This window comes from Pandoraea sp. PE-S2T-3, assembly GCF_002179965.1.
Lineage (GTDB): Bacteria > Pseudomonadota > Gammaproteobacteria > Burkholderiales > Burkholderiaceae > Pandoraea.
Genome location: NZ_NGUQ01000016.1, coordinates 1 through 22,764, shown reverse-complemented (window position 1 = coordinate 22,764; position 22,764 = coordinate 1). Strand labels below are relative to the sequence as shown.

At 62.5% G+C, this 22,764-nt stretch carries 21 protein-coding genes, 1 tRNA gene and 1 pseudogene; 9 read left to right on the top strand and 14 right to left on the bottom strand.

Annotation, left to right across the window (positions count from 1 at the left end; genetic code table 11):
- The first annotated feature begins 76 nt into the window (after positions 1–76).
- Positions 77–961, top strand: coding sequence for an EamA family transporter (locus tag CDV46_RS14975; RefSeq protein ID WP_087723344.1), 885 nt, complete (start codon positions 77–79; stop codon positions 959–961).
- Here CDV46_RS14975 and CDV46_RS14970 read toward each other — a convergent pair.
- Positions 930–1,394 (bottom strand): GNAT family N-acetyltransferase, encoded by a 465-nt coding sequence (locus CDV46_RS14970; RefSeq protein WP_087723342.1) that lies wholly within the window; start codon positions 1,392–1,394, stop codon positions 930–932. The two genes, CDV46_RS14975 and CDV46_RS14970, sit on opposite strands and share 32 nt — an antisense overlap.
- A 96-nt stretch (positions 1,395–1,490) precedes the next feature.
- Positions 1,491–1,567 (bottom strand) — tRNA-Met (locus CDV46_RS14965).
- 210 nt (positions 1,568–1,777) lie between these two features.
- On the opposite strand from CDV46_RS14965, the gene CDV46_RS14960 reads away from it, so the two are divergent.
- From CDV46_RS14960 to CDV46_RS14935, 6 genes are all read left to right on the top strand, one after another.
- Positions 1,778–2,392: an NUDIX hydrolase gene (locus CDV46_RS14960; protein ID WP_254916074.1), complete on the top strand. Its 615-nt coding sequence runs from the start codon at positions 1,778–1,780 to the stop codon at positions 2,390–2,392.
- Positions 2,393–2,431: 39 nt separating this feature from the next.
- The gene (gene aat / locus CDV46_RS14955; protein ID WP_087723338.1) at positions 2,432–3,196 is read left to right on the top strand and encodes a leucyl/phenylalanyl-tRNA--protein transferase; all 765 of its coding nucleotides are present in this window, start codon (positions 2,432–2,434) and stop codon (positions 3,194–3,196) included.
- On the top strand, positions 3,193–3,999 hold the full coding sequence (locus CDV46_RS14950; RefSeq protein WP_087688082.1) for an arginyltransferase: 807 nt from the start codon (positions 3,193–3,195) through the stop codon (positions 3,997–3,999). Before aat ends, CDV46_RS14950 begins: the two co-directional genes overlap by 4 nt.
- Positions 4,000–4,241: 242 nt before the next feature.
- Positions 4,242–5,270, top strand: a complete 1,029-nt coding sequence (locus tag CDV46_RS14945; protein WP_087723336.1) for a quinone-dependent dihydroorotate dehydrogenase — start codon at positions 4,242–4,244, stop codon at positions 5,268–5,270.
- Positions 5,271–5,336: 66 nt separating this feature from the next.
- Positions 5,337–6,134, top strand: coding sequence for a cystine ABC transporter substrate-binding protein (locus CDV46_RS14940; protein ID WP_087688083.1), 798 nt, complete (start codon positions 5,337–5,339; stop codon positions 6,132–6,134).
- A 129-nt stretch (positions 6,135–6,263) separates the two neighbouring features.
- A complete protein-coding gene (locus CDV46_RS14935) occupies positions 6,264–6,923 on the top strand; it encodes an amino acid ABC transporter permease (RefSeq protein ID WP_058379226.1) in 660 nt (219 codons plus the stop codon).
- 16 nt (positions 6,924–6,939) lie between these two features.
- Here the strand turns inward: CDV46_RS14935 and CDV46_RS14930 are convergent, their stop codons facing one another.
- The 4 genes from CDV46_RS14930 to CDV46_RS14915 all read right to left on the bottom strand — a co-directional run bounded on the left by CDV46_RS14930 (position 6,940) and on the right by CDV46_RS14915 (position 11,490).
- Entirely contained in the window at positions 6,940–8,349 is a 1,410-nt protein-coding gene (locus tag CDV46_RS14930) for a lactate utilization protein B (protein WP_087688084.1), read from the bottom strand.
- Between the two features lie 82 nt (positions 8,350–8,431).
- Positions 8,432–9,157 (bottom strand): (Fe-S)-binding protein, encoded by a 726-nt coding sequence (locus CDV46_RS14925; protein WP_087688085.1) that lies wholly within the window; start codon positions 9,155–9,157, stop codon positions 8,432–8,434.
- 93 nt (positions 9,158–9,250) lie between these two features.
- A complete protein-coding gene (locus CDV46_RS14920) occupies positions 9,251–10,348 on the bottom strand; it encodes a glycerol-3-phosphate acyltransferase (protein ID WP_140413372.1) in 1,098 nt (365 codons plus the stop codon).
- A gap of 218 nt (positions 10,349–10,566) precedes the next feature.
- Positions 10,567–11,490, bottom strand: coding sequence for a hypothetical protein (locus CDV46_RS14915; protein ID WP_140413371.1), 924 nt, complete (start codon positions 11,488–11,490; stop codon positions 10,567–10,569).
- Between the two features lie 105 nt (positions 11,491–11,595).
- Between CDV46_RS14915 and CDV46_RS14910 the strand changes: the two genes are divergently transcribed.
- Positions 11,596–12,423, top strand: a complete 828-nt coding sequence (locus CDV46_RS14910; protein ID WP_087688088.1) for an IclR family transcriptional regulator — start codon at positions 11,596–11,598, stop codon at positions 12,421–12,423.
- Between the two features lie 25 nt (positions 12,424–12,448).
- Here CDV46_RS14910 and CDV46_RS14905 read toward each other — a convergent pair whose 3' ends face one another.
- The 5 genes and pseudogenes from CDV46_RS14905 to CDV46_RS14885 all read right to left on the bottom strand — a co-directional run bounded on the left by CDV46_RS14905 (position 12,449) and on the right by CDV46_RS14885 (position 17,734).
- Positions 12,449–13,165: a hypothetical protein gene (locus tag CDV46_RS14905; protein ID WP_087723329.1), complete on the bottom strand. Its 717-nt coding sequence runs from the start codon at positions 13,163–13,165 to the stop codon at positions 12,449–12,451.
- A gap of 259 nt (positions 13,166–13,424) precedes the next feature.
- Entirely contained in the window at positions 13,425–14,690 is a 1,266-nt protein-coding gene (pbpG, locus tag CDV46_RS14900) for a D-alanyl-D-alanine endopeptidase (protein WP_087688090.1), read from the bottom strand.
- Positions 14,691–14,878: 188 nt separating this feature from the next.
- Positions 14,879–15,717, bottom strand: a pseudogene (locus CDV46_RS14895) (nitroreductase).
- 62 nt (positions 15,718–15,779) lie between these two features.
- On the bottom strand, positions 15,780–16,676 hold the full coding sequence (locus CDV46_RS14890; protein ID WP_249277559.1) for a DMT family transporter: 897 nt from the start codon (positions 16,674–16,676) through the stop codon (positions 15,780–15,782).
- Positions 16,677–16,792: 116 nt separating this feature from the next.
- Positions 16,793–17,734, bottom strand: a complete 942-nt coding sequence (locus tag CDV46_RS14885; protein WP_087723325.1) for a histone deacetylase family protein — start codon at positions 17,732–17,734, stop codon at positions 16,793–16,795.
- Between the two features lie 486 nt (positions 17,735–18,220).
- On the opposite strand from CDV46_RS14885, the gene CDV46_RS14880 reads away from it, so the two are divergent.
- The gene (locus CDV46_RS14880; RefSeq protein WP_087688094.1) at positions 18,221–18,784 is read left to right on the top strand and encodes a phasin family protein; all 564 of its coding nucleotides are present in this window, start codon (positions 18,221–18,223) and stop codon (positions 18,782–18,784) included.
- 223 nt (positions 18,785–19,007) lie between these two features.
- Here CDV46_RS14880 and lpdA read toward each other — a convergent pair whose 3' ends face one another.
- The 3 genes from lpdA to aceF form a co-directional block, all read right to left on the bottom strand.
- Complete coding sequence (gene lpdA / locus CDV46_RS14875) at positions 19,008–20,786, bottom strand: dihydrolipoyl dehydrogenase (protein ID WP_087723323.1); 1,779 nt, start codon at positions 20,784–20,786, stop codon at positions 19,008–19,010.
- 20 nt (positions 20,787–20,806) lie between these two features.
- Positions 20,807–21,388, bottom strand: a complete 582-nt coding sequence (locus CDV46_RS14870) for an MFS transporter (protein WP_058379238.1) — start codon at positions 21,386–21,388, stop codon at positions 20,807–20,809.
- 95 nt (positions 21,389–21,483) lie between these two features.
- Positions 21,484–22,764: dihydrolipoyllysine-residue acetyltransferase (gene aceF / locus CDV46_RS14865; protein WP_140413370.1), on the bottom strand; the 1,281-nt coding region annotated here is incomplete at its 5' end.

Below are 22,764 nucleotides of genomic sequence, written 5' to 3'. Positions count from 1 at the left end.
GACGACAACGTCGACGCTCGGGGAGTACACTTTCGCCTTCCCGATGTCACAAGAACAAACACAAGGAGACGCCGCCATGGCCCCGAAGGATCTGTTGCAGGCATTGATCGTGGTCCTTGCCTGGGGCGTGAACTTTGTGGTCATTAAAGTCGGGTTGCACGGCGTGCCGCCCATGCTGCTCGGCGCGCTGCGCTTTTTGCTTGCCGCGTTTCCGGCCATCTTCTTCGTCAAGCGCCCGGCCGTGCCGTGGCGCTGGCTGATCGCCTACGGCGTCACCATCTCGTTCGGCCAGTTCGCGCTGCTTTTTACCGCGATGTACGTCGGCATGCCGGCCGGCCTCGCATCGCTCGTGCTTCAGGCGCAGGCCTTCTTCACGCTGGGACTTGCCGTTGTCTGCCTCGGCGAACGGTTTCGCGCACAAAACGTCGTCGGCCTGCTGATCGCCGCCGCCGGGCTGGCCATCATCGGCGCACAAGGCGGCGGGGCCATGACGCTGCTCGGTTTTGTGCTCACGCTGTGCGCATCGCTCAGTTGGGCCACCGGCAACATCGTGACGAAGAAGATCGGTCAGGTCGATCTCGTCGGACTCGTGGTCTGGGCGAGTCTGATTCCCCCCATTCCTTTTGCGCTGCTGTCTTATTGGTTCGAAGGGCCCGAGCAGATCACCGCATCGCTCTCGCACATCTCGGGTGCCTCGATCTTCGCGATCGCCTATCTGGCGTTTGTCGCGACGCTCGTCGGCTACAGCCTCTGGGGCCGCCTGATGACGCGCTACCCGGCGAGCCAGGTCGCGCCGTTCTCACTGCTCGTGCCAATCATCGGTCTCGCCTCGGCAGCGCTACTGCTGGACGAACAACTCACGGCACCGCAAATCGCTGGCGCCGCGCTTGTCATGGCAGGCCTTGCCGTAAACGTGTTCGGCGCGAAGATCAAACAGCGCCTGATGCCGTCTTCGCGATAGCCAGTTGCATGTGCAATAGCGGGAACGCACGGCCCTGCCCGTCCAACTCGGATCGGCCAATCACCTCAAACCCCTCGCGCTGATAGAACGCCAGCGCCTGCGGGTTCTGTTCGTTGACGTCGACCTTCGTGCAATCGAACTCGCGCACGGCATAGGCCAGCAGCGCCGCACCGATGCCCTGCCTGCGCGCCTCGGGCGCGACAAACAACATTTCCACGTTGCCCTCGGCGGCACCGAGAAAACCACGGATGACTCCCGCATCGTCTCGGAACACGCGCAGGGTCACCGCGCCCAGATAGTCCTCGCGAATGCGCGGGCGCAGCCACGCAATGTCCGCGTCGCTCAGGAAATGGTGCGTGGCACGCACGGATGCTTCCCACAACTCGGTGATCGCGTCGAATTCGGTTTCGCTAGTGGTGAAAATGCCTGACATCGAGAGTCCCGGATGAGAGATCGATTGCGTTGAATGCGTATGGCCAAGGCAAAACGCAAAAAGCCTGATTTCTTTTGGAAATCAGGCTTTTCAATTTGGTTGCGGGGACAGGATTTGAACCTGTGACCTTCGGGTTATGAGCCCGACGAGCTGCCAGACTGCTCCACCCCGCGTCTGAAGAAATAGATTATATGGCAATCATCATCGCAGTGCAACAATAACGTCAGATTATTTTTCCTGGGGCCAGCTGTGACATCGTTGCCGCACTGCGCCATGACGGCACTTCCTATATAGAACGGGTTATCCCGTAACGCCGCGTGCGTCGCCGCACAGCGCGCGCCGCCGATGATACACTCGCAGCAACCATGAACCGACGCCCTCCCATCCAATTCTGTTCTGCCTGCGGCCATCCGGTCGAGTTGCGCATCCCGCCCGGTGACAACCGTGAACGGCACGTCTGCGTGAACTGCGGGACGATTCACTATCAGAACCCCCGCAACGTGCTCGGCACCGTCCCGGTATGGGGCGATCAGGTCTTGCTCTGCAAGCGCGCCATTGAACCGCGTTTGGGTTATTGGACCCTGCCGGCCGGCTTCATGGAAATGGGTGAGACAACGTCGCAGGCCGCTGCTCGCGAAACGCTCGAAGAAGCTGGCGCCCTCGTGGACGTCGGCGCCCTCTTCTCGCTGCTCAACGTCCCGCACGTCAATCAGGTCCACATCTTCTATCTGGCACAGATGCGCGAGCCGCAATTTGCCGCTGGTGAAGAGAGCCTCGAAGTCGCCCTGTTCTCCGAAGACGAGATTCCGTGGGACGACATCGCGTTCCCCACGGTCGCCAAGACGCTGCGCTTCTTCTTTGAAGATCGGCGCGCCGGGGCTTTCGGCATCCACATGGAAGCGAACACGGATGCAGGCGTGCCCGGCGTGCCGGTGCCCAGTCTGCCCGTCAACACGGCGCACACTGAGGATATCCTCACGCCGATGTTGCGCGGCTGAGCGCTCGCCGCGCTCACCGCACCGCGCCGCCGCCCCGACATGGTTGTCTGGCTCGAAGCTAACGATCCCTTTCCTCCGGCCGATAACGCGCTCTCCGCTGCCAGCGAAGCGCCCGGCCTGCTTGCCGCCGGGCTCGACCTCTCGCCACAACGGCTGCTCGCCGCCTATCACCAAGGTATCTTCCCGTGGTATTCGCAGGGCCAGCCCGTGTTGTGGTGGAGCCCCGACCCACGCATGGTGCTGCGCCCCGAGAACTTCGTCGTCAGCCATAACTTCCGCAAGCTCCTGCGCCGCGTACTGCGTGACGACGCCTGGGAAATCCGTCTCGATGCAGATTTTCCCGCCGTCATGCGCGCCTGCGCCGAAGCCCCGCGCCGCGGTCAGGACGGTACCTGGATCACATCGGCCATCGTTGCCGCTTATCGGGCCTTGCATGACGCCGGCCTCGCCCACAGTGTCGAGACGTGGTATCAGGGCGAGCGCGTCGGGGGCCTTTATGGCGTCGCGCTCGGGCGCATGTTCTACGGCGAATCGATGTTCGCAAAACGCACCGACGCCTCCAAAATTGCGCTGGCCGCGCTCGTCGCCTTTGCACGCACACACGCAATAGAGGTGATAGACTGCCAGCAAAGTACGGCCCACTTGGCGTCACTCGGCGGCGGCGAGATCTCCCGCCACACGTTTCTGACCCACGTGCAAAAGGCGGTCGCGGCCCCCGCGCCGGTCTGGCATCTCGACAAACAGATCCTCACCGGCCTGGCCTACGGTAACGCAGCAGATAAGGCTCACGAGGTTTTGCAGTGACCCATCCGAACGAACTGCCGCTCTCCCCGCTGTCTGCCCTCCAGTTCTACGCAACAGCCCCCTATCCCTGTAGCTATCTCGATCATCACACGGCGCGCTCGCAAGTTGCCACGCCGAGTCACCTGATCAATTCCGACGTCTACAGCGAACTTGTTCGCTCCGGTTTTCGCCGCAGTGGCGTGTTCACCTACCGCCCCTATTGCGACGGCTGCCGCGCGTGCGTTCCGGTGCGCGTCCCCATCGACCGCTTCGGGCCGAACCGTACGCAACGCCGCATCTGGCGGCGGCATGCGAGCCTCGCGGTCAATGTCTCGGGCCTGCATTACACCGAAGAACACTACCAGCTCTACATGCGCTACCAGTCGCGGCGTCACGCCGGCGGCGGGATGGATCATGACAGCCGCGAGCAGTACGAGCAGTTTCTGCTGCAAAGCCGCGTGAATTCGCGCCTGGTCGAATTCCGCGAGCCGCCGGGCCGTCAAGGCGCCGGCACCCTGCGCATGATCAGCATGGTCGACATCCTGAGCGATGGGCTGTCGTCGGTGTACACGTTCTTCGATCCCGACGTGGAAGGTGCCTCGTACGGCACCTACAACATCCTCTGGCAGATCGAGCAGGCACGCGCACTCGGGCTGCCGCATGTCTACCTCGGTTACTGGATTCAGGCGAGCCGCAAGATGGTCTACAAGGCCAACTTCCGCCCGCTGCAAGGGCTGATCGACGGGCAGTGGCAAGACATGCCGGACGCCATCCTCGACGCTGCCGGTGAACCGCTAGCGCCACAAGCCGAACAGGCCAAATAAGCCGAATCAGGCGGAATCAAGCAGCATCAAGGAGTCCCCAGCGGAGACCGCTGGACGAACCGGCTGGACCGGTGGATCGATCTTCACGTGCCGGACGCCTTCGATGACATCGCAGTGCGCACCGCGCTCATGCACAGCGCAAACCTTCCCCGCCCCGACATACGCAGAGCGTAGAAAAAGACGCGATCTGCACCGGGATACCGGTAAAATGGCGGCTTTCCGATTCTGCCGAACCCGACATCGTGCTTGCGCCCCTCTATCCCCTGGCCCGCCGCGCCCTGTTCTGCCTCGACGCTGAACAAGCCCACCACCTGACGCTGGCAACCCTTCGCGGGGCCGCATCACTCGGCTTGGCCGGGCTTGTCGGCCAGACGCTGCCGGAAGATCCGCGCACGGTGATGGGTATCCGGTTCCCGAACCCTGTGGGACTGGCCGCCGGCCTCGACAAGGACGGCAGCTGCATCGACGGTCTTGCCGCGCTCGGCTTCGGTTTTGTGGAAGTGGGCACTGTCACGCCGCGCCCGCAGGCCGGCAACCCGAAGCCCCGCATCTTCCGCCTGCCGCAAGCCGAAGCAATCATCAATCGCATGGGCTTCAACAACGGCGGTGTCGAACAGTTCCTGCAAAACGTGCAGTCGGCCCGCTACAAGGGGCCGCTCGGGCTGAACATCGGCAAGAATGCCGATACGCCGATCGAGCGCGCCGTCGACGACTATCTGATCTGCCTCGAAAAGGTCTACCCGTACGCCACCTACGTCACGGTCAATATCTCGTCACCCAACACGAAGAACCTGCGCCAACTGCAAGGCGGCGACGAACTCGACGCCCTGCTCGGCAAGCTCAAGGAAAAGCAGAGCGCGCTCTCCGACCGGCACGGCAAATACGTGCCGATCGCCCTGAAGATCGCGCCCGATCTCGACGACGAACAAATCAAGGTGATCGCCGGCACGCTCACGCGCCACGGCTTCGACGGTGTGATTGCCACGAATACGACGCTCTCGCGCGAAGCCGTCGCCGGACAGCCGAACGCCAACGAAACCGGCGGCCTGTCGGGGCGTCCGGTGTTCGACGCGTCGAACCGCGTAATTCGTGCACTGGCCTCCGAACTGGGCGGCGCGCTGCCGATCATCGGTGTCGGCGGCATTCTGTCGGGTGCGGACGCCCGCGCCAAACTCGATGCTGGCGCGAGCCTGGTTCAGGTCTATAGCGGATTGATTTACCGCGGACCCGAGCTGGTGCGAGAATGCGTGCAAGCGCTGCGCCCGGCCTGATCTGTCCGAGCACTTCGATTCAACCGGCAAGCGGCGCGCCTTTCATCCGACGGAGAACCCATCACTATGAAAACCTGGCTCAAGACGTTGTGCCTCGTGCCGCTGGCCGCTGCCGCCCTCATGGGCACGTCCGCCGCACGCGCCGCCGACCTGCTCGACACCGTGAAGTCGGCCGGCGTGCTGAAGATTGGCCTTGAGGGCACGTATCCGCCGTTCAACTATCGCGGCGCGAATGGTGACCTGGATGGTTTCGACGTCGACGTCGCCAAGGCCGTCGCCGCCAAACTCGGCGTAAAGCCGGTGTTCGTGACGACCGAATGGAGCGGCATCATCGGCGGACTCGTCGCCGGCAAGTTCGACGTGATCGTCAATCAGGTCGCGATTACCGACGACCGCAAGAAGTCGGTCGACTTCAGCCAGCCGTATGTGTATTCCGCCGCGCAGCTCATTCAGCGCAAAGACGATACGCGCGAATTCAAGTCGCTTGACGACCTCAAGGGCAAGAAGCTCGGTGTGAGCCTGGGCAGCAACTACAACACGCTGGCAAAGTCCGTGCCGGGCATCGATGTGCGCACATATCCGGGCGCGCCTGAATATCTTCGCGATCTGGCCGCACAACGTATCGACGCCGCGCTCAACGACCGCCTGATGCTCGCGTATCTGATCAAGACGTCGAACCTGCCGCTGCGCACGGGCGCTGTGCTGCAAGGGGCCAACGAGTCGGTGGGCATTCCGTTCCGCAAGGGCAATCCGCAGTTTGCGAAGGCCATCGACGACGCGCTCACGCAGATGAAGCAGGATGGCTCGCTCGCCAAGCTCTCGCAAAAATGGTTCGGCGAAGACACGTCCAAGCCAGCCAAGTAAACCGCCAGCGCCCGTCATCATCATAAAAACGCGCTTGTCGATCACCTCGCAAAGCGCATGAACGCGGCCGACGCCACGCAACCCTGCTGGCGTCGGCCTTTGCCGTTTTAGACGATCTATCCCCCCGCCATGGATCCATTCGAACTTGCCGCTCAATCCCTGCCCGTGCTATTGCAGGGCACCGTCCTCACGATCAAGTTTGCCGTGATGTCGATGGTGTTCGGTCTGGCGCTGGGCATCGTCGTCGCGATCATGGGGATCGGCAAGATCCGCGTGTTCCGCGCCCTCGCCCGCGGGTACGTGAGCATCATGCGCGGCACGCCGCTGCTCGTGCAGATCTTCGTGATCTACTACGGTTTGCCCAGCGTCGGCATCTCGCTTGAGCCGACGCCCGCAGGTGTACTCACGTTGAGCCTGAACGTCGGCGCGTATCTGTCGGAGAGCATGCGCGGCGCGCTCGAAGGCATGCCGCGTGGTCAGTGGCTGGCGTCGTACAGCCTCGGGTTGTCTTACTGGCAGACGCTTCGTTACGTGATCGGGCCGCAGGCCCTGCGCATGGCCGTGCCGAGTCTTGGCAACAGCCTGATCAGCCTGATCAAGGACACGTCGCTCGTCTCGGTGATTACCGTGACCGAGCTGTTGCGCTCCGCACAGGAAGTGATCGCATCGACGTACCAACCGCTGCCGCTTTATCTCGCGTGTGCGGCGATCTACTGGGTGCTGTCGACGGGTCTCTCGGCGCTGCAACGGCGCATCGAAAAACGGTTGGCGTTGCCGTCGCGAAATTGACGCCAACGCCATTACCTCAACGCGGTGCGCGGCGCTCCCGATACATCGCGCGGAACGTTTTGCCGCTCGGCGCCGGCATCTCGCGCGTGTTGGTCCAGCCACCGGCGAATGGCAGCTTGGAAATGCTGCCGCGATCGCGCCCCATTCGGTTCAACACCCACGTCCCGAGTCCGGTGATGGCGGAATAAAGCCGCGGACGCCGGGCAGCAAACCCCCACGCCGCCAGCGCCGCCCGCTCCTGCCACGGCCGCAAACCACGATCGACCTGACGCTCGCGCAGCTTGCGCAGCAGGTCCGAAATCGGAATACCCACCGGGCACACGCGATTGCATTCGCCGCACAACGTTGCCGCCTGCGGCAGGTCGAGCGTTTTCTCCAGCCCGACATAGCTCGGCGTGAGCACCGAGCCCATCGGCCCCGGATACACCCAGCCGTAAGCGTGGCCACCAATCTTCTGATACACCGGGCAGTGGTTCATGCAGGCGCCACAACGAATGCAGCGCAGCATTTCCTGGAACGCACCGCCGATCAACCCGGTGCGCCCGCCGTCCACCAGCACGAAGTACATGTGATCGGGACCATCGACCTCACCTTCGGCGCGCGTCCCGGTGAGCAGCGAGAAGTAATTCGACGTGCCCTGCCCGGTTGCCGAACGCGGCAGCAGGCGCATGGCCGTTGCCAAATCTTCGAGCGTCGGCAGCACCTTCTCGATACCGGTCACCGCCACGTGCACGCGCGGCATGATCGTGCACATGCCCTCGTTGCCTTCGTTGGTCACCACCGCAACCGAGCCGGTTTCCGCGATCAGGAAGTTGCCGCCCGTCACGCCCATGTCGGCCGACAGAAACTGCGGCCGCAGCATCTCGCGCGCCTCGCGCGTCATCGCCGGAATTTCGGTGAGACGCGGCTTCTGGTGCACGCGCGCAAACAGGTCGGCGACTTCGTCCTTATCCTTGTGCACCACCGGCGCGATGATGTGCGAAGGCGGCTCGTTGTCGTTGATCTGAAGGATGTACTCGCCCAGATCGGTCTCGACCGATTGCACGCCCATGTCGGCGAGCACCTTGTTGAGCTGAAGCTCTTCGGTGACCATCGACTTCGACTTGATCACCTTTTTCACCTCGTGCTTGCGCGCAATCTCGGCAATCAGGCGCGCCGCATCCTGCGTCGATTCGGCGAACAGCACGGTGGCACCCCGGCGCGTGGCTTCGCGCTCGAACATCGCCAGCCAGACATCGAGACTCTCGAGCCCGCGATTACGCCGCTCTTTGAGCGCTTCGCGCGTCGCGTCGAAATCGATCTCTTCGATCGCGGCGGCACGTGCCGTCACGAACTTGGTCGAGAGCTTCTTGAGATTGGCCTGAAGGCGCTGGTCGGCGAGCTTCTGCCCCGCACGCGCCTTGAATTGCATCGATTGAACTTGCATCGCGGCTCACGAGAAGTGATGGCCGCACCCGCGCACAACATCGGCGCAGATGGGCTGGAAAGTCGGAAAGAAGACCATGCGCTCAGGCATCGCCGGCGAGGACCTGCGCGATATGCAGCACGCGCGTCTTCGTGTCGCCGGTGCGACGCAGGCGCCCTTCGATATTGAGCATGCAGCCCAGATCGCCCAGCACCACGGCCGGCGCGCCGGACGCCGCGATATTGGCGCACTTCTCGTCGACGATGGCCGTCGAGATGTCGCCGTACTTGAGCGCGAAGGTGCCGCCGAAGCCGCAGCATGCCTGACAGTCCTTCATCTCGGTCACCGTGACGCCCGGCATCTTGGCCAGCAGCGCACGCGGCTGCGCTTTCACGCCGAGTTCGCGCAGTCCCGAGCACGAGTCGTGATAGGTCACTTCGCCGTTGAAGTCGCCCGGTACCGTCTCGATGTGCAGCACGTTGACGAGAAAATCGGTGAGTTCGAACACGCGCGGGCGCAGACGCTCGTAGCGGCCCATGAGTTCGGGATCGTCGGCAAAGAGGTCGCCATAGTGCGCTTTGACCATACCGCCACACGAGCCCGAGGGCACGACGACATAGTCGAAGCTTTCGAATTCATCGAGGAATTTCTGGGCGAGATCGCGCGCGATGGCACGTTCGCCGGAGTTGTAGCCCGGCTGGCCGCAGCAGGTCTGAGAATCGGGGATGACGACCTCGCAGCCGGCGGTCTCGAGCAGCTTGAGCGTCGAGAAACCGATCTCCGGACGCATCAGGTCGATCAGACACGTGACAAAGAGTCCGACGCGCATGGGGAATCCTCTTCTGGGAATAATGCGCCATTATAGGCCGCTGGGCCGAGGTGGCCCAGCGTGGATTCCCGCATGCGAAAGCAGGATGCTGCGTCAGGCGAGACGGCTGGCGTCGAAAGTCAGCTGACTACAAGAAAGCGCTCGCACCAGCGGCGCCGGGCGGTCCCGTGGCGGCGTACCCACGGGGGTCGAAAAGGTACTCGACAATGGCGTCGAAGGCAGACTTGGAAACGGACTCGACACCGGATTCAATGCCCCGCTTCTGAACGGTGACGGATGGACGCCCGTCGCTCGCGCGAGACTTCGCATGTCTTCGCGCAAGCCATCCATCTTGCTGTTCATGTCGCTGGCAAACACATCGTGCTTCGTCGCAAGATTTTCCAGCGTCCGCTGCGTCTGCTGAAGATCGCCACTCATACGCTGTTGCCCATCCCAAATCATGTTGAGTTGACGGGACATGACATCGGAGTGGGCCAGCCAGATCTCGGTTTTCATTGCGTCTCCTTCACAGTTGATGAATTCCTTGGTCGCCTCGAGCAGGCTCTCGGCCGACTTCCAGCTTCGCTCGCGGTCGTAGCCTCGGATGCTGCCGAGACTCACCACCCGAAGCACCAGCGTGACGGCAAATGCGACGATGGCCACGCCCAAACTCGCAACGGCAAGACCGATGACGCCAACCGCGGCGGCAACGCCATAAAGACCGCCGGAAATGGCAAGCCGTCTGCCGTAGTGCTTCTTGTCGGGCCACACCTGCTCGCTGGCCCGCGCAAGGGCTTTGCGCGCATTGTCTCGATGCTCGGCAATCTCGATGACCCGTTTCCGGCTGAGGATCGCCGTGCGCTCACGCCCCGCCCATTCGGCCTCGCCGCCCTGCGCTTCGAGTGCTTTGTCTTCCGCCTTCAGCAACCCGAGTTCACTGCACTTGGCCAATGCCTCCTGCTCCTGCAAGAGCGCCTCGCTCATGTGATCCAGAATCAACGTGAAACGCTTGGCCGAGGGGGTCAGTTGGTCAATGTCGGTCACGTCGAGTTGATGGGCGACGAGATAGTGCGGCCACCACTTTCCTTTCATCTCCGCGTATCGCCAGCACCCGTCCCACATTCCCCCCTTCAGATATCCCGACGTCGCTTTTGCATAGGCTCGCTCGAACTTCTTTTGCAGCGCTTCGACATCGGCCGCGTCTTTGAGCATGCCCTGCTTCGTATTCGCCAACGCAACGAATTGCGCGGCAATGACATCGCGCTTCCCGGCAATCGAACAACCCACTGCCCCCGCCGTAGCCTTCGTGTTGTCCAACGTCAGATCGCCGGGTCGCGGCGGACGGGTGTTGACAGCGCTCGCCTTCACCTTCAGTAAGCGCAGCGCCCCCATTCCCGTCGTCGCTAAACCAGGGTGACTTGCCAAGTACGTCATGACGCATCTCTCCTTGGTAACCTTGGTAATGCAGCGGCACTGTTACCCGCCATCCCGCTCTGCCGGCGATCAATCAACAGATCAGCGCCCTGCGCAATATCGACACACTCTCGCGATTTCCATTCGTTGTGCCGGGCATCATCGCGAATGCGGTCCATCGCGCTCGCGCTTTGCTCGCATAGCGACGCCAATTGCATATGCACGTTCGCGATACCGCTGAACGATGCCAGCAACCGTTCACGCTTATCGCGCTGGCCCGCGGCAAACGCGATCAGCAATGCCTGACGCGCCATGTTGACGCCGTCGGTGGCGGCATGTTGCGCAATCCACTCGGTGCTGCGTGCAGGCGTGAGGTAGTCGTTGGGTGCATGGCGCCAGTCGAGACCTCGACATTGCAACGCGTAGCGCAGCCCGTGCGTGGTCATCTGCATGCAGACCAGTTCGTCGAACAGGGCTTTGGCAGTGCGCGTGAGATGGCGAGTCCGGTCCAGTTGACCCCGAACGCTGACCATGTTGGTCATGCTGCCCATGCCGCCCTTGCGCAGCATGTCTCGCCACGAGGCGCAGTCCTTGGTTTCGCCGAGACGAAACACCTCCGCATCAATGGTATTGAGCGCCGCGACCACTGCCCCGAGTTGCGGTGCATGATGTCCCTGCCACCGATCGGGCTGCGCCAGTTGTTCCATGACGGCGCGCAGATCGTCTTCCAAAAAGCGTCCGGCGTCCCGAATGGTTTGTGGCACCCGCACCGGGAACGACACCGGCACCTCGTGCCGGCATCGTTGAAGGCATTTGCGAACGTCTCTCGCGAAGGCAGCCCCACACGTCCCTTGCGCGGCAACCGTCATCCCGATGTGTGCCCGCCATGCGCCCGTACGTGGGCGCAGCCGGCTCGCCTGAAGGGCGTTCATTGCTTCCATCCCATCGCCTCCTTCTGCTTTTCGCAAGGTTCCTCTACGGGAAGTCCTGCGAATTTTTCACCATATGATATAGAATCGACGCTATACGAAACTCGGCCCTACCCCATGAAAGACGACAGCAGTCAAGGCGCGGAGTCGCGCACGTCCATTCAGGTGATCGAGCGCATGATGCGTTTGCTCGATGCGCTCGCCGGACATGCCGATCCCGTCAGCCTCAAGGAGTTGGCACAGTCCACCGAACTCCATCCCTCCACCGCACACCGCATCCTCAACGACATGGTGGCCTGCCGCTTTGTCGACCGTTGCGACCCGGGTACCTACCGGCTCGGCATGCGTCTGCTCGAACTCGGCAATCTCGTTAAAGCGCGCCTGTCGGTACGCGACGCAGCGCTGTCGCCGATGCGCGGCCTGCACCGCATCACCGGGCAGACGGTCAATTTGTCGGTCCGTCAGGGCGATGAAATCGTCTACATCGAACGGGCCTACAGCGAGCGATCGGGCATGCAGGTCGTGCGCGCCATCGGCGGCCATGCTCCCTTGCATCTGACGTCCGTCGGCAAGCTGTTTCTGGCGGCCGATGAAGCCACACGTGTACGCGCTTACGCCACACGCACCGGTCTGTCGGGACATACGCGCAACAGCATTACCGATTTGCAGAAGCTCGAACGCGAACTGGGCCACGTGCGCAAATCGGGCTACGCACGCGATAACGAAGAACTTGAACTCGGTGTGCGCTGCATCGCGGCCGGCATTTACGACGACAGCGGCAAGCTTGTCGCGGGGTTGTCGCTCTCGGCACCAGCCGACCGGCTTCAAGACGCGTGGCTCGTCAATTTGAACGAGACCGCGCTCCAGATCTCGGCGTCGTTGGGCTTTCACGCCCCTAGCCGTGACGCCGGCCACATGGCATCGCACGGGGTCGCAGCCGAGTAATCGCACGGACGGCGTCATCGCGTCATCACAACCGGGTGTCGGGTGCCGGGGCCGTCGGTAGCGGCGGTGGTGACGGTGGCGCATAGGGTGGAGGCGCCTCACCCGGTGGCAGCAGGGACGCTATCTGTGAGGCCATATTCGATGCCATGCCGGCCATGTCCGATATTTCGGATTGCATCTGCGCAATGCCGTCATACGTGCTGACGACGCCTCCGGAGACGGCAACCAGATCCTGCACCAGCGCCGCATAGGCTTGCTCGAAGATTGCGTTATCTCGCGCGAGCAAGTGAGCGGCCATCGACGCAGCGACCCGCTCCTGATACACCGTCGCCCGCAACAGGATCGCCTCGCTGCGCCTATCGACATCGAGCAGAAACGCGTGCAGTCGCCGCGCGGATGACGTCAGGCACGACGCGTTCGCCACATCCCACTGCCCACGCACCGAGCGGTTGAACCCGTCACCGCGCATACCGCGCAACATGCTGAAATCGCTGCGCTTGGCCGACTGCCGAATGCGCGCCTGAATACGCGCATCGAAGGCGTCGATCTCGCTCACCATGCCTGACGAAGCACGATCGCCATCCGCGTCGATCGCACGCTGTTTCGCGTACTTGAGATTCGTGGCGATATGCTCGTAAATCTGCCCCATGCTTCGCTGGGTCCGTACGGGCGGACCAGCGTGCTGATCCGTCATGATGCGCGCCTCCACGTCCGCCAACGCATTGATCCATCCAAGACTCATACCGCCTCCGCACGCTCATGTCATCAATGTTGCCCGTGACGTTGTCGACGCGGTTTCGTCGTCACCGCCACTGCCAGCCGGAAGGTTAGATGACCACCGGCCCCAGGCTTTGACAATCGGGCGTCGACTTATGTGAGATGTGGCGACGATGCGTTACTACGGCTTCCGAAGTGCTATTTCGCGCGCACAAAACAAAAGGCGCTCCCGAGGGAGCGCCTTTTTTGGCACCTACGCGCACAGCGCGTCAGTGAAGCATGGCTTACAGCGCGTGGGCGCCGTTGGTCGCCACTTGCGCGGTCGGGTTGTTACCCGCCGTGCGTTGCGGCGCCGTACCGCCACCTTCAAGCAACCACTTGCGAACGCGCGTGGCGTCGGCAAAACGCGAGTACTTGCCGGTGGAGTCGAGCAAAATCATGATGACCGGACGGCCGTCGACGTTGGCTTGCATCACGAGGCACTGACCCGCTTCGTTGATGTAACCCGTCTTTTGCAGGCCGATTTCCCAGCCCGGATGACCGATCAGATGGTTCGTGCTCGCGTAATGCAACTCGCGACGGCCGGTGTTGACGTCGTAGTTGGTATCGGTCGAAAAGCGACGAATCATCGGGTACTGATACGCAGCTTTGACCATCTTCACGAGGTCACGCGCGCTCGACACGTTCTGACTCGACAAACCGGTCGGGTCATTGAAGTGCGTGTCGTTCATGCCGAGTTCCTTGGCCTTGCGATTCATCGCTGCCAGGAAGGCCGGGCGTCCACCCGGGTAGTAGCGCGAGAGCGCCGCTGCCGCGCGGTTTTCCGACGACATCAGCGCAATGTGCAGCATGTCTTCACGCGACAGGCGCGAGCCGACGGACAAACGCGACCCCGTGCCCTTCTCGTAATCGCGATCTTCGTCGGTCACTTCCATGGCGTCCGTCATCGGGATGCCGGAATCGAGCGACACCATCGCCGTCATCAACTTCGAAATCGAAGCGATGGGCAGCACAGCTTGCGAATTCTTGTCGAACAGCGATTCGCCGGTACGCTCGTCAATCACGTAGGCCACCGACGAACGCAGTGCGAGGGCATCCGGCGCTTCATGCAGACCGAATGCACGACCGGTCGACAGACGCTCGGGGGCTTGCGGTGCGAAGTTGACGGTGCGATACGACGTCACGACATGGCGCTTGCCATTCTTGAAGACGACGCGTTTGACGGCAACGCGTTTGGCCGCAGGTCCGTCGTCGTCGACGGCTGCAAGCTTGCGTGCCTTGCCACCGGCCTTGGTCGCGCTTTTGGTATCGCGCGAGGCAGTGGTGGCAACCGCCCGTTTGGCGGTGGCTTTGCTGGTTTTTGCGACGGGCTTGGCGTTCGCACAGGCGCGTTTTTGAGCCGCAGTCTTGGCAGTCTTCGGCGAGCACTCGCTCGTCTTACCGGCTGCGTAGACGACGGCCGGCGCACCGGCAGCGAGCGAGATCGCCACGACGGCAGCACCCCAGAGGCGGGCGCGGCACAAACGTGCAAGGGTGGTGATCGCGTACATAGATTGGGAGTAGCGTAAGGTTGGCAGGCAACGAGTTTGGGAGAAGTTTAGTAACTTCCCAAAAAATAAGCAATATGAATGACTTAGCTGAAATACTTAATCCGGCATCTGGCAGTTTTGTGCAGCGCAACCCGATAAATCTAACGATCGCCACAAAATGCCAAGAAACGCAAAAGTCCTGTGTTTCATCAGTTCAAAAAGTGCGCCCAGTCGTCGAGCGGCGCACGCTCGGTGACAAGTTGGTTCTCGGCGGCATCCGGGTCGGCATACCCCAGCGCCATGCCACAGACCACCATGCGCGACTCCGGCAAGCGCAATACCTCGGCAATCACCCGCGGATACATGGCAAAGGCCGCTTGCGGACACGTATCGAGACCTCGCGCGCGGGCCGCCACCATGAAGCTTTGCAGGAACATGCCGTAGTCCAGCCAGCTCCCCTGCTCCAGATGCCGGTCGATCGTGAAAATCAACCCGACCGGGCATCGAAGAAATTGAAGTTGCGCCCATGCTGACCATGCATGCGCGCCTTGTCCTCACGCCCGATGCCAAGCAAACCATACAAGTCCCACCCCACCTTGCGACGCCGGCCCTGATACGGCTCGGTCCATTCGCGCGGGTAGTACGCATACTCTTCGTCGTGCATCAGGCGCTGCGCCGGATCGTTGAACGTGTCGAGCAAGCGCGTCGTGAGTGCGGTCAACGATTTCCCGGTAAGCACGTAGGTTTGCCACGGCTGGATGTTGCTGCCCGACGGCGCCCGCGATGCCACCGAAAGCATGTCGGCCACGGTCTGCTGCGGCACCGGCGTGGGCAGGAACGCGCGAATCGACCGGCGGCTGCGAATGGCCTCGTCGACATGTTCCACGCGCAAGGCCGTCAAGTCGTTGACAAGCGCCGGGGGCGTACTTTCCCCAACTCCGGCGGCAACGCCCGCCCCATCAGGGGTGGCGTCACTTGCGTGTGACACAACGGGCTCGCGCACGTGCGCGGTTTGCGGGGCCTCCCCGCCCTGATGATCGTGTTTCATGAGGTCTCTGGTTGTCTGGTTTTGGACGGATTACGTCGCGATGTCTTTGTGTCTTTACGTCTTCACGTCTTCACGTCTGTCGAGGCCGATACCGAACGCCGTTCGATAACGAGGGCCACGCCGAGCGCTGCCACCACCATGCCCGCTGCACTCAACGGCGAGAGCGTCTCGCCGAACAGCAGCCAGGCCATCACGGCCGTCGTGGGCGGCGTCAGGTACATGAGGCTCGACACTTTGGTCGCCGCGCCATGCCGGATCAACAGGAACAACAAGGAAATAGCGCCGATCGAGAGTGCCAATATCGACCAGGCCAGTGCGCCGAACATTTCCGCGTTCCAGCGCACCTGCATGGTCTCGAGCAGCCATGCAGCGGGCAACGTCACGAGAAAGGCAGCGCCAAACTGGACAATCGTGCCGACGCGCAAATCGAACTGGGCACAGAAGCGCTTCTGATAGAGCGTGCCCGCCGTGATGGCGACCAGACTCAATACACACAGCGCAATCGCCGCCGGGCCGACACCGCGCACGCCGACTTTGTTGGCGACCACGAGGCCCACACCCGCAAAGCCGCACAACAAACCGAGCCATTGCCGCCGCGATACCGGCTCGCCGACGACCTTCGCGAACAACGCCGTCAGCAGCGGTTGGATGCCGACGATCAGCGCGGCCAATCCCGCCGGCACGCCGTGCTTGATTGCAGCCCAGACGCCGCCGAGATAAACCGCCTGAATGAGAATGCCCGAGACGGCGAGGTGACCGTACAGCGCCCAGTTCACCCCATCCCTGCCCTCAACCTTGCGGCGCGGCCAGGGCGTGCCGGTCAACAACGCAATGGGGAGCATCACGGCCAGCGTGCCGGCGTAGCGCCACGTGAGAAACGTCAGCGGTTCGGCATTCGGCATGCCGTACTTGGCCACGATGAAGCCCGTGCTCCAGATCAGAACGAACCACCAAGGCATGGTGGCTGCCCAGATCGCCGCGCGCCCGGTCGGTGATGCGGAAGGAGTCACGCCCGGCGTCGCACCCGCGCGCGGCGCCGCACGGGGTGCGGCGCCCTGGCCTGCCTGTCGCTCGGTCATACGAGAATGTCGTGCACGGACACGTCCTGAAGACGGCGGCCGGTGCGCTGGAATTGGCTGGCCAGCCGGAGGGTAGCGAAATGGGCGGCGACCGTCTGCTCGATGTCGCGCCCGTAACCGCCGGCCATCGCAATGGCGACCGGCAAGCTGCGCTCGACGCAAGCTGTCAGCACTTTGCGGTCTCGGGCGAGCAGACCGTCATGCGAAAGCGCCAGGCGCCCCAGTCGATCGTTTTCCAGGGGATCGGCCCCAGCGAGATAGATCACGAGCGACGGGGTGAATTGTGCGAAGAGGTCCGTCAACGCGTGGCCGAGCGCAATCAGATACTCGTCGTCGCCGCAGCGGTCGGGCAGCGCCACGTCGAGATCGCCACGGGCCTTGTGAAACGGGTAATTGTGTTCGCCATGCATCGACAGCGTGAACACGCTGGCGTCGTGCTCGAATATCGCCGCCGTACCGTTGCCCTGATGGACGTCGAGATCAATGATCGCCACGCGGGTGCCGGGGCCGAGTTCGGCTTGCATGGCGCGGGCGGCAACGGCGGCGTCGTTGAACACGCAGAATCCTTCGCCACGGTCGGCGTAGGCGTGATGGGTGCCACCGGCCAGATTCGCGGCGACGCCGTCGGTCAGCGCCGCCCGGCAAGCGGCGACCGTCGCCCCGGCGGAACGGCGCGAACGCTCGACCATCTGCGTCGACCACGGGAAGCCGATATCGCGTTGTTCTTTGGCATCGAGTGCCCCTGTGCTGACGCGGACCACGTAGTCGGCCGAGTGCACTCTGCGCAACATCGTGTCGTCGGCGGGCAGCGCTTCCGTCAGCGTCACCTGTGGCAACTCAGACGCAACGCGCTCGCGCAGGCGCACGTACTTCTGCATGGGAAAGCGGTGCCCGGAGGGCAGCGGCAGGACGAAATGGTCGCTGTAAAACGCTTGCATCGACACGATTGGCCGACAGACGCGGCACGCAAAAGGCGTTGAACGACATCGGCACCGGCGCGCGCCACCCCCGCCGCCGATTAGAAAAACCCTTCGGATTTTTGCCGCGAGTGACCGCTCCGCCAGTGCCGGAACCCGACGATAGTACCATCGCCGCGCCGGGTTCGCCGCGCCCCCAATCGGTGCAAAGCCGCACCAATTAAGGCTCTCCAAGGAGGCACCAGATTTCGCCGCAGCGCGGTGTCATGCAACTGTCACGCGCGTCTCAAGCGTTTGATTTAGTAAGCTTTTGTTGAATTGTTGCGCCGCACAAAAAAGACTTGACAGCGACAAAAATATCTCTAAACTTGCAATTGTGCGATGCAACAAAGAACATTGCACCACTTGAGAAGGCCCCAACCGTGTTTTCACCGAAATAAGGTGAGAACCAACAAAGCGAACACGGAGTGGGTCGATATGTTGTGTATGACACCATAGGAGAACGCCATGTCGTTTCTGACCCCCGAGCAACTCGCTGCCGCCCACAAGGCCAACCTCGAAACCCTGTTTGGCCTGACCAACAAAGCCTTTGAAGGCGTTGAAAAGCTCGTCGAACTGAACCTGCAAGCCGTGAAGGCATCGCTGGCAGAATCCGCTTCGACCGCGCAAAAGGCTTTCGCTGTGAAGGACGCGCAAGAATTGCTCGCTCTGCAAGCCAACCTCGTCCAGCCGGCTGCCGAAAAGGCACTCGCATATGGCCGTCACCTGTATGAAATCGCTTCGTCGACGCAAGCCGAAGTGACCAAGGTGGCTGAAGCCCAACTGGCCGAAAGCTCGCAGAATGTGCAAGTGCTGTTCGACAACCTGGCCAAGAACGCACCGGCCGGTTCGGAGTCGGCAGTTGCACTCGCCAAGTCGGCCCTGTCCGCTGCCAACAGCGCATTCGACAGCGTGCAGAAGGCAACCAAGCAAGCCGTTGAAATCGCTGAAACGAACTTTGCTGCCGCGACCAACGTTGCAACGAAGGCTGCTGCACAAGCCTCGCGCGCCGCGACCGCTGCCAAGAAGTAATCGTCTGCGTCCTGTCTGTAGCACGAGGGACGTTTGAGAATTGATCGCGGTAGTCCCACCGGACGCCGCGACACCCGTTGTCTCCTCGGTACCGCAGGTACCTTTCGAACCCGGCCCCGCGCCGGGTTTTCTTTTTGCGGTGCCCGGAAAGAAAAAACCGCCACCCTCGAAAGAGGCGTGGCGGTTTTTTTCGGCCCGGCATTCAAGCCAGTGGCCGACTACCTTACTTCTTGCGCGGCGGCGGCACGTCGGTGCAAACACCTTCGTAGATCTCTGCTGCCATGCCGACCGACTCCGACAGCGTCGGGTGCGGGTGAATCGTCTTGCCGATATCCACCGCGTCGGCGCCCATCTCGACGGCCAGACAGAGTTCGCCGATCAGGTCGCCTGCGTGCGTCCCGACAATCGCGCCACCGACGATGCGATGCGTTTCTTCATCGAACAGCACCTTGGTGAAGCCTTCGTCGCGACCGTTGGCGATCGCACGACCTGAAGCGGCCCACGGAAACACGGCCTTGCCGTACTTCACGCCTTCCGCTTTCAGTTGGTCTTCGGTCTTGCCGGCCCATGCCACTTCCGGATCGGTGTAAGCCACCGACGGAATCTGAATCGCATCGAAGTAAGCCTTCTCGCCCGCCGCCGCTTCAGCAGCAACGTGCGCTTCGTGCACAGCCTTGTGCGCCAGCATCGGTTGACCGACGATGTCGCCGATCGCGAAGATGTTCGGCACATTCGTGCGCATCTGCTTGTCGACCGAAATGAAACCGCGATCGCCCACCGAGACGCCTGCCTTTTCGGCACCGATCTTCTTGCCGTTCGGGCTGCGGCCGACGGCCACCAGCACGAGGTCATAACGCTGCGGTTCCGCCGGTGCGGCCTCGCCTTCGAACTTGACGTAAATCCCGTCTGCCTTGGCTTCCGCGCCCACCGTCTTGGTCTTGAGCATGACGCGGCCGAAGCGCTTCGCGTTCATCTTTTCCCAGACCTTGACCAGATCGCGGTCAGCGCCTTGCATCAGGCCGTCGAGCATTTCGACGACATCGATTTCGGTGCCGAGTGCGCTGTACACCGTCGCCATTTCCAGCCCGATGATGCCGCCGCCGATGACCAGCATCTTCTTCGGCAACTGGCGCAGTTCGAGCGCACCGGTCGAGTCGACAATGCGCGGATCTTCCGGCAGGAACGGCAGCTTCACGGCTTGCGAACCGGCAGCGATGATCGCCTGAGCGAACTTCACCACCCGCTTGCTGCCGTCAGCGGCGACGACTTCGACATGGTTCGGGTCAAGGAACGTGCCCACACCGTGCAGCACTTCGACCTTGCGCATCTTGGCCATGCCGGCCAGACCGCCGGTGAGCTTGCCCACCACGCTGTCCTTGTACGCACGCAGCTTGTCGAGATCGACTTCCGGCTTGGCGAACGAAATGCCGTGGTGCCCCAGCGACTGCGCCTCTTCGAGAACCGCCGCCGTATGCAGCAGCGCCTTCGAGGGAATGCAGCCCACGTTCAGGCACACGCCGCCGAGCGTTGCGTAACGCTCGATCAGCACGGTCTTGCGACCCAGATCGGCCGAACGGAATGCTGCGGAATAGCCACCGGGGCCAGCGCCCAGCACAACCACTTCGCACTCGGTGTCAGCACCACCGCTATGCGAGGCGGCTGCCGGGGCCGGTGCAGCGGGCGCTGCCGGAGCTGCTGCCGGTGCTGCTGCGGCAGCGGCCTTGGCGGGAGCGGCTGCCGGTGCAGCGGCTTTCGCAGCGCCTGCATCTTCAGCTTCGATGATGGCGATCAGCGTGCCCTGGCTCGCCTTGTCGCCCACCTTGATCTTCACTTCCTTGACCGTGCCCGACACTTCCGAGGGCACTTCCATGGAGGCCTTGTCGGACTCCAGCGTGATGAGTGACGCATCCTTGGCGACCTTGTCGCCGGGCTTGATCATCACTTCGATGACATCCACGCCCTCTGCGCCGATATCCGGCACCTTGACTTCAATGAGACTCATGCGGGGTCTCCCTGTCGCATTTATGACTTGATGGTGGTATCGATCGGAAACGTGTGCACCTGAAACGGGCCGGCAGAACTCTTGTCGAATTCCGCACCCGCCTTGACGCCGGCCTCGGCGATGGCGCTTGCGCTCAGATCCTGATCGTAGAGGGCATACATGGCGCCGAGCGCATAGTTGCGTCCCGAGCCGATGCCCCAGAAGCGATCGAAAACAAACACTTCCCGGTAGGAATAAACGCCGTAAATGCCGGTCGGATTCGCAATCACGCAAGTGATCTGCGACGACTCGTACGGATCGTCTTCTTCCTCCTTCGTATTGAGGAAATACTCTTCCTTGAGCTTCTGATGGACGCGGCAGAACGTGCGGAACACCTCATCGCGCGAGTGCAGACGGCACTCGTCGCTCATGCCCGAGAGAATGGCACGCATGACCGGGAAATGCGCCGTCGTACCGGCCAGCCCGATATACGAGTCGCCCACGAGAAACACCTTGCGGTTTTCCTCGTACGACTGCGACAGTCGCGTGTCGCCGAACGTCACGAGTGAATCGGCGGCAATCGCGATTTCACCCGCTTTCCTGACGACTACCACGGTGGTCATGGTGCCCCTCCTCGTCCAGATTCCGAAGCTTGCGCTTGCCATGGCTGGCTTCCGGCTACCGGCCTGCGCTTACGCGTGGGCCGGCAGCACCGCCATTACAGCATTGCGCGACGGAAGTCCGCCAACAGTTGGCCCAGGTAAGCGTTGAAGCGAGCCGCCTCTGCGCCATCGATCACGCGGTGATCGTAGGACAGCGACAACGGCAGCGTCAGTTGCGGCAGGAACTGTTGCTTGCGCTCATCCCACACCGGCTTCTGATACGAACGCGACAGACCCAGAATGGCCACTTCCGGCGCATTGATGATCGGCGTGAACGTGGTGCCGCCAATCCCGCCGAGCGACGAGATCGAGAAGCAACCGCCTTGCATCTGATCCGGCTTGAGCTTGCCTTCGCGGGCGAGCTTGGCCAGGTCCGACGTCTCGCGGGCGATTTCGAACACGCCCTTCTTGTCGGCGTCGCGCACGACCGGCACGACCAGACCGTTCGGCGTGTCGGCCGCGAAGCCCACATGGAAGTACTGCTTGAAGACGAGGTTGTCCCCGTCGAGGCTTGCGTTGAACGTCGGGAATTTCTTCAAGGCCATCACGACGGCCTTGATAACGAACGCCAGCATCGTGACCTTGACGCCAGCCTTCTCGTTTTCCTTGTTCAATTGCACGCGGAAAGCTTCGAGTTCGGTGATGTCCGCTTCGTCATTATTAGTAACGTGCGGGATCATGACCCAGTTGCGATGCAGGTTCGCACCCGAAATCTTCTTGATGCGCGAGAGCGCTTTCGGCTCGACCGGACCGAACTTCGAGAAGTCGATCTTCGGCCACGGCAGCAGGTTCAGCTCACCACCGCCTGCGGGCGCACCGCCAGCGGCCGCCGGACGATTACCGCCGGCCAGCGCACTCTTGATGAAGTTGCGCACGTCGTCGACGGTCACACGGCCCTTCGGACCGGTGCCCTTGACCTGCGTGACTTCCACGCCCAGTTCGCGCGCAAATTTACGCACTGACGGGCTGGCATGGCTGATCGGTTGGCTACCCGGTTGGGGCGCCGGTGCTGCGGCAGCCGCCGGGGCGGGTGCCGGTGCGGCCGGTGCAGGCGCCGGTGCCGGAGCGGCTTGCGGTGCGGGTGCCGGGGCAGCAGCGGCCTTGGCCGGTGCCGCGGCGGCACCTTCGAGCACGACGATCAACGAACCTTCGGAGACCTTGTCGCCGACATTGACCTTGATTTCCTTGACCACGCCAGCGGCCGGGCTCGGCACGTCCATCGACGCCTTGTCCGATTCCAGCGTGACCAGCGATTGCTCGGCCGTCACGGTGTCGCCCACCTTGACCAGCACTTCGATCACGGGCACGTCGTCGTAGCCGCCGATATCCGGCACCTT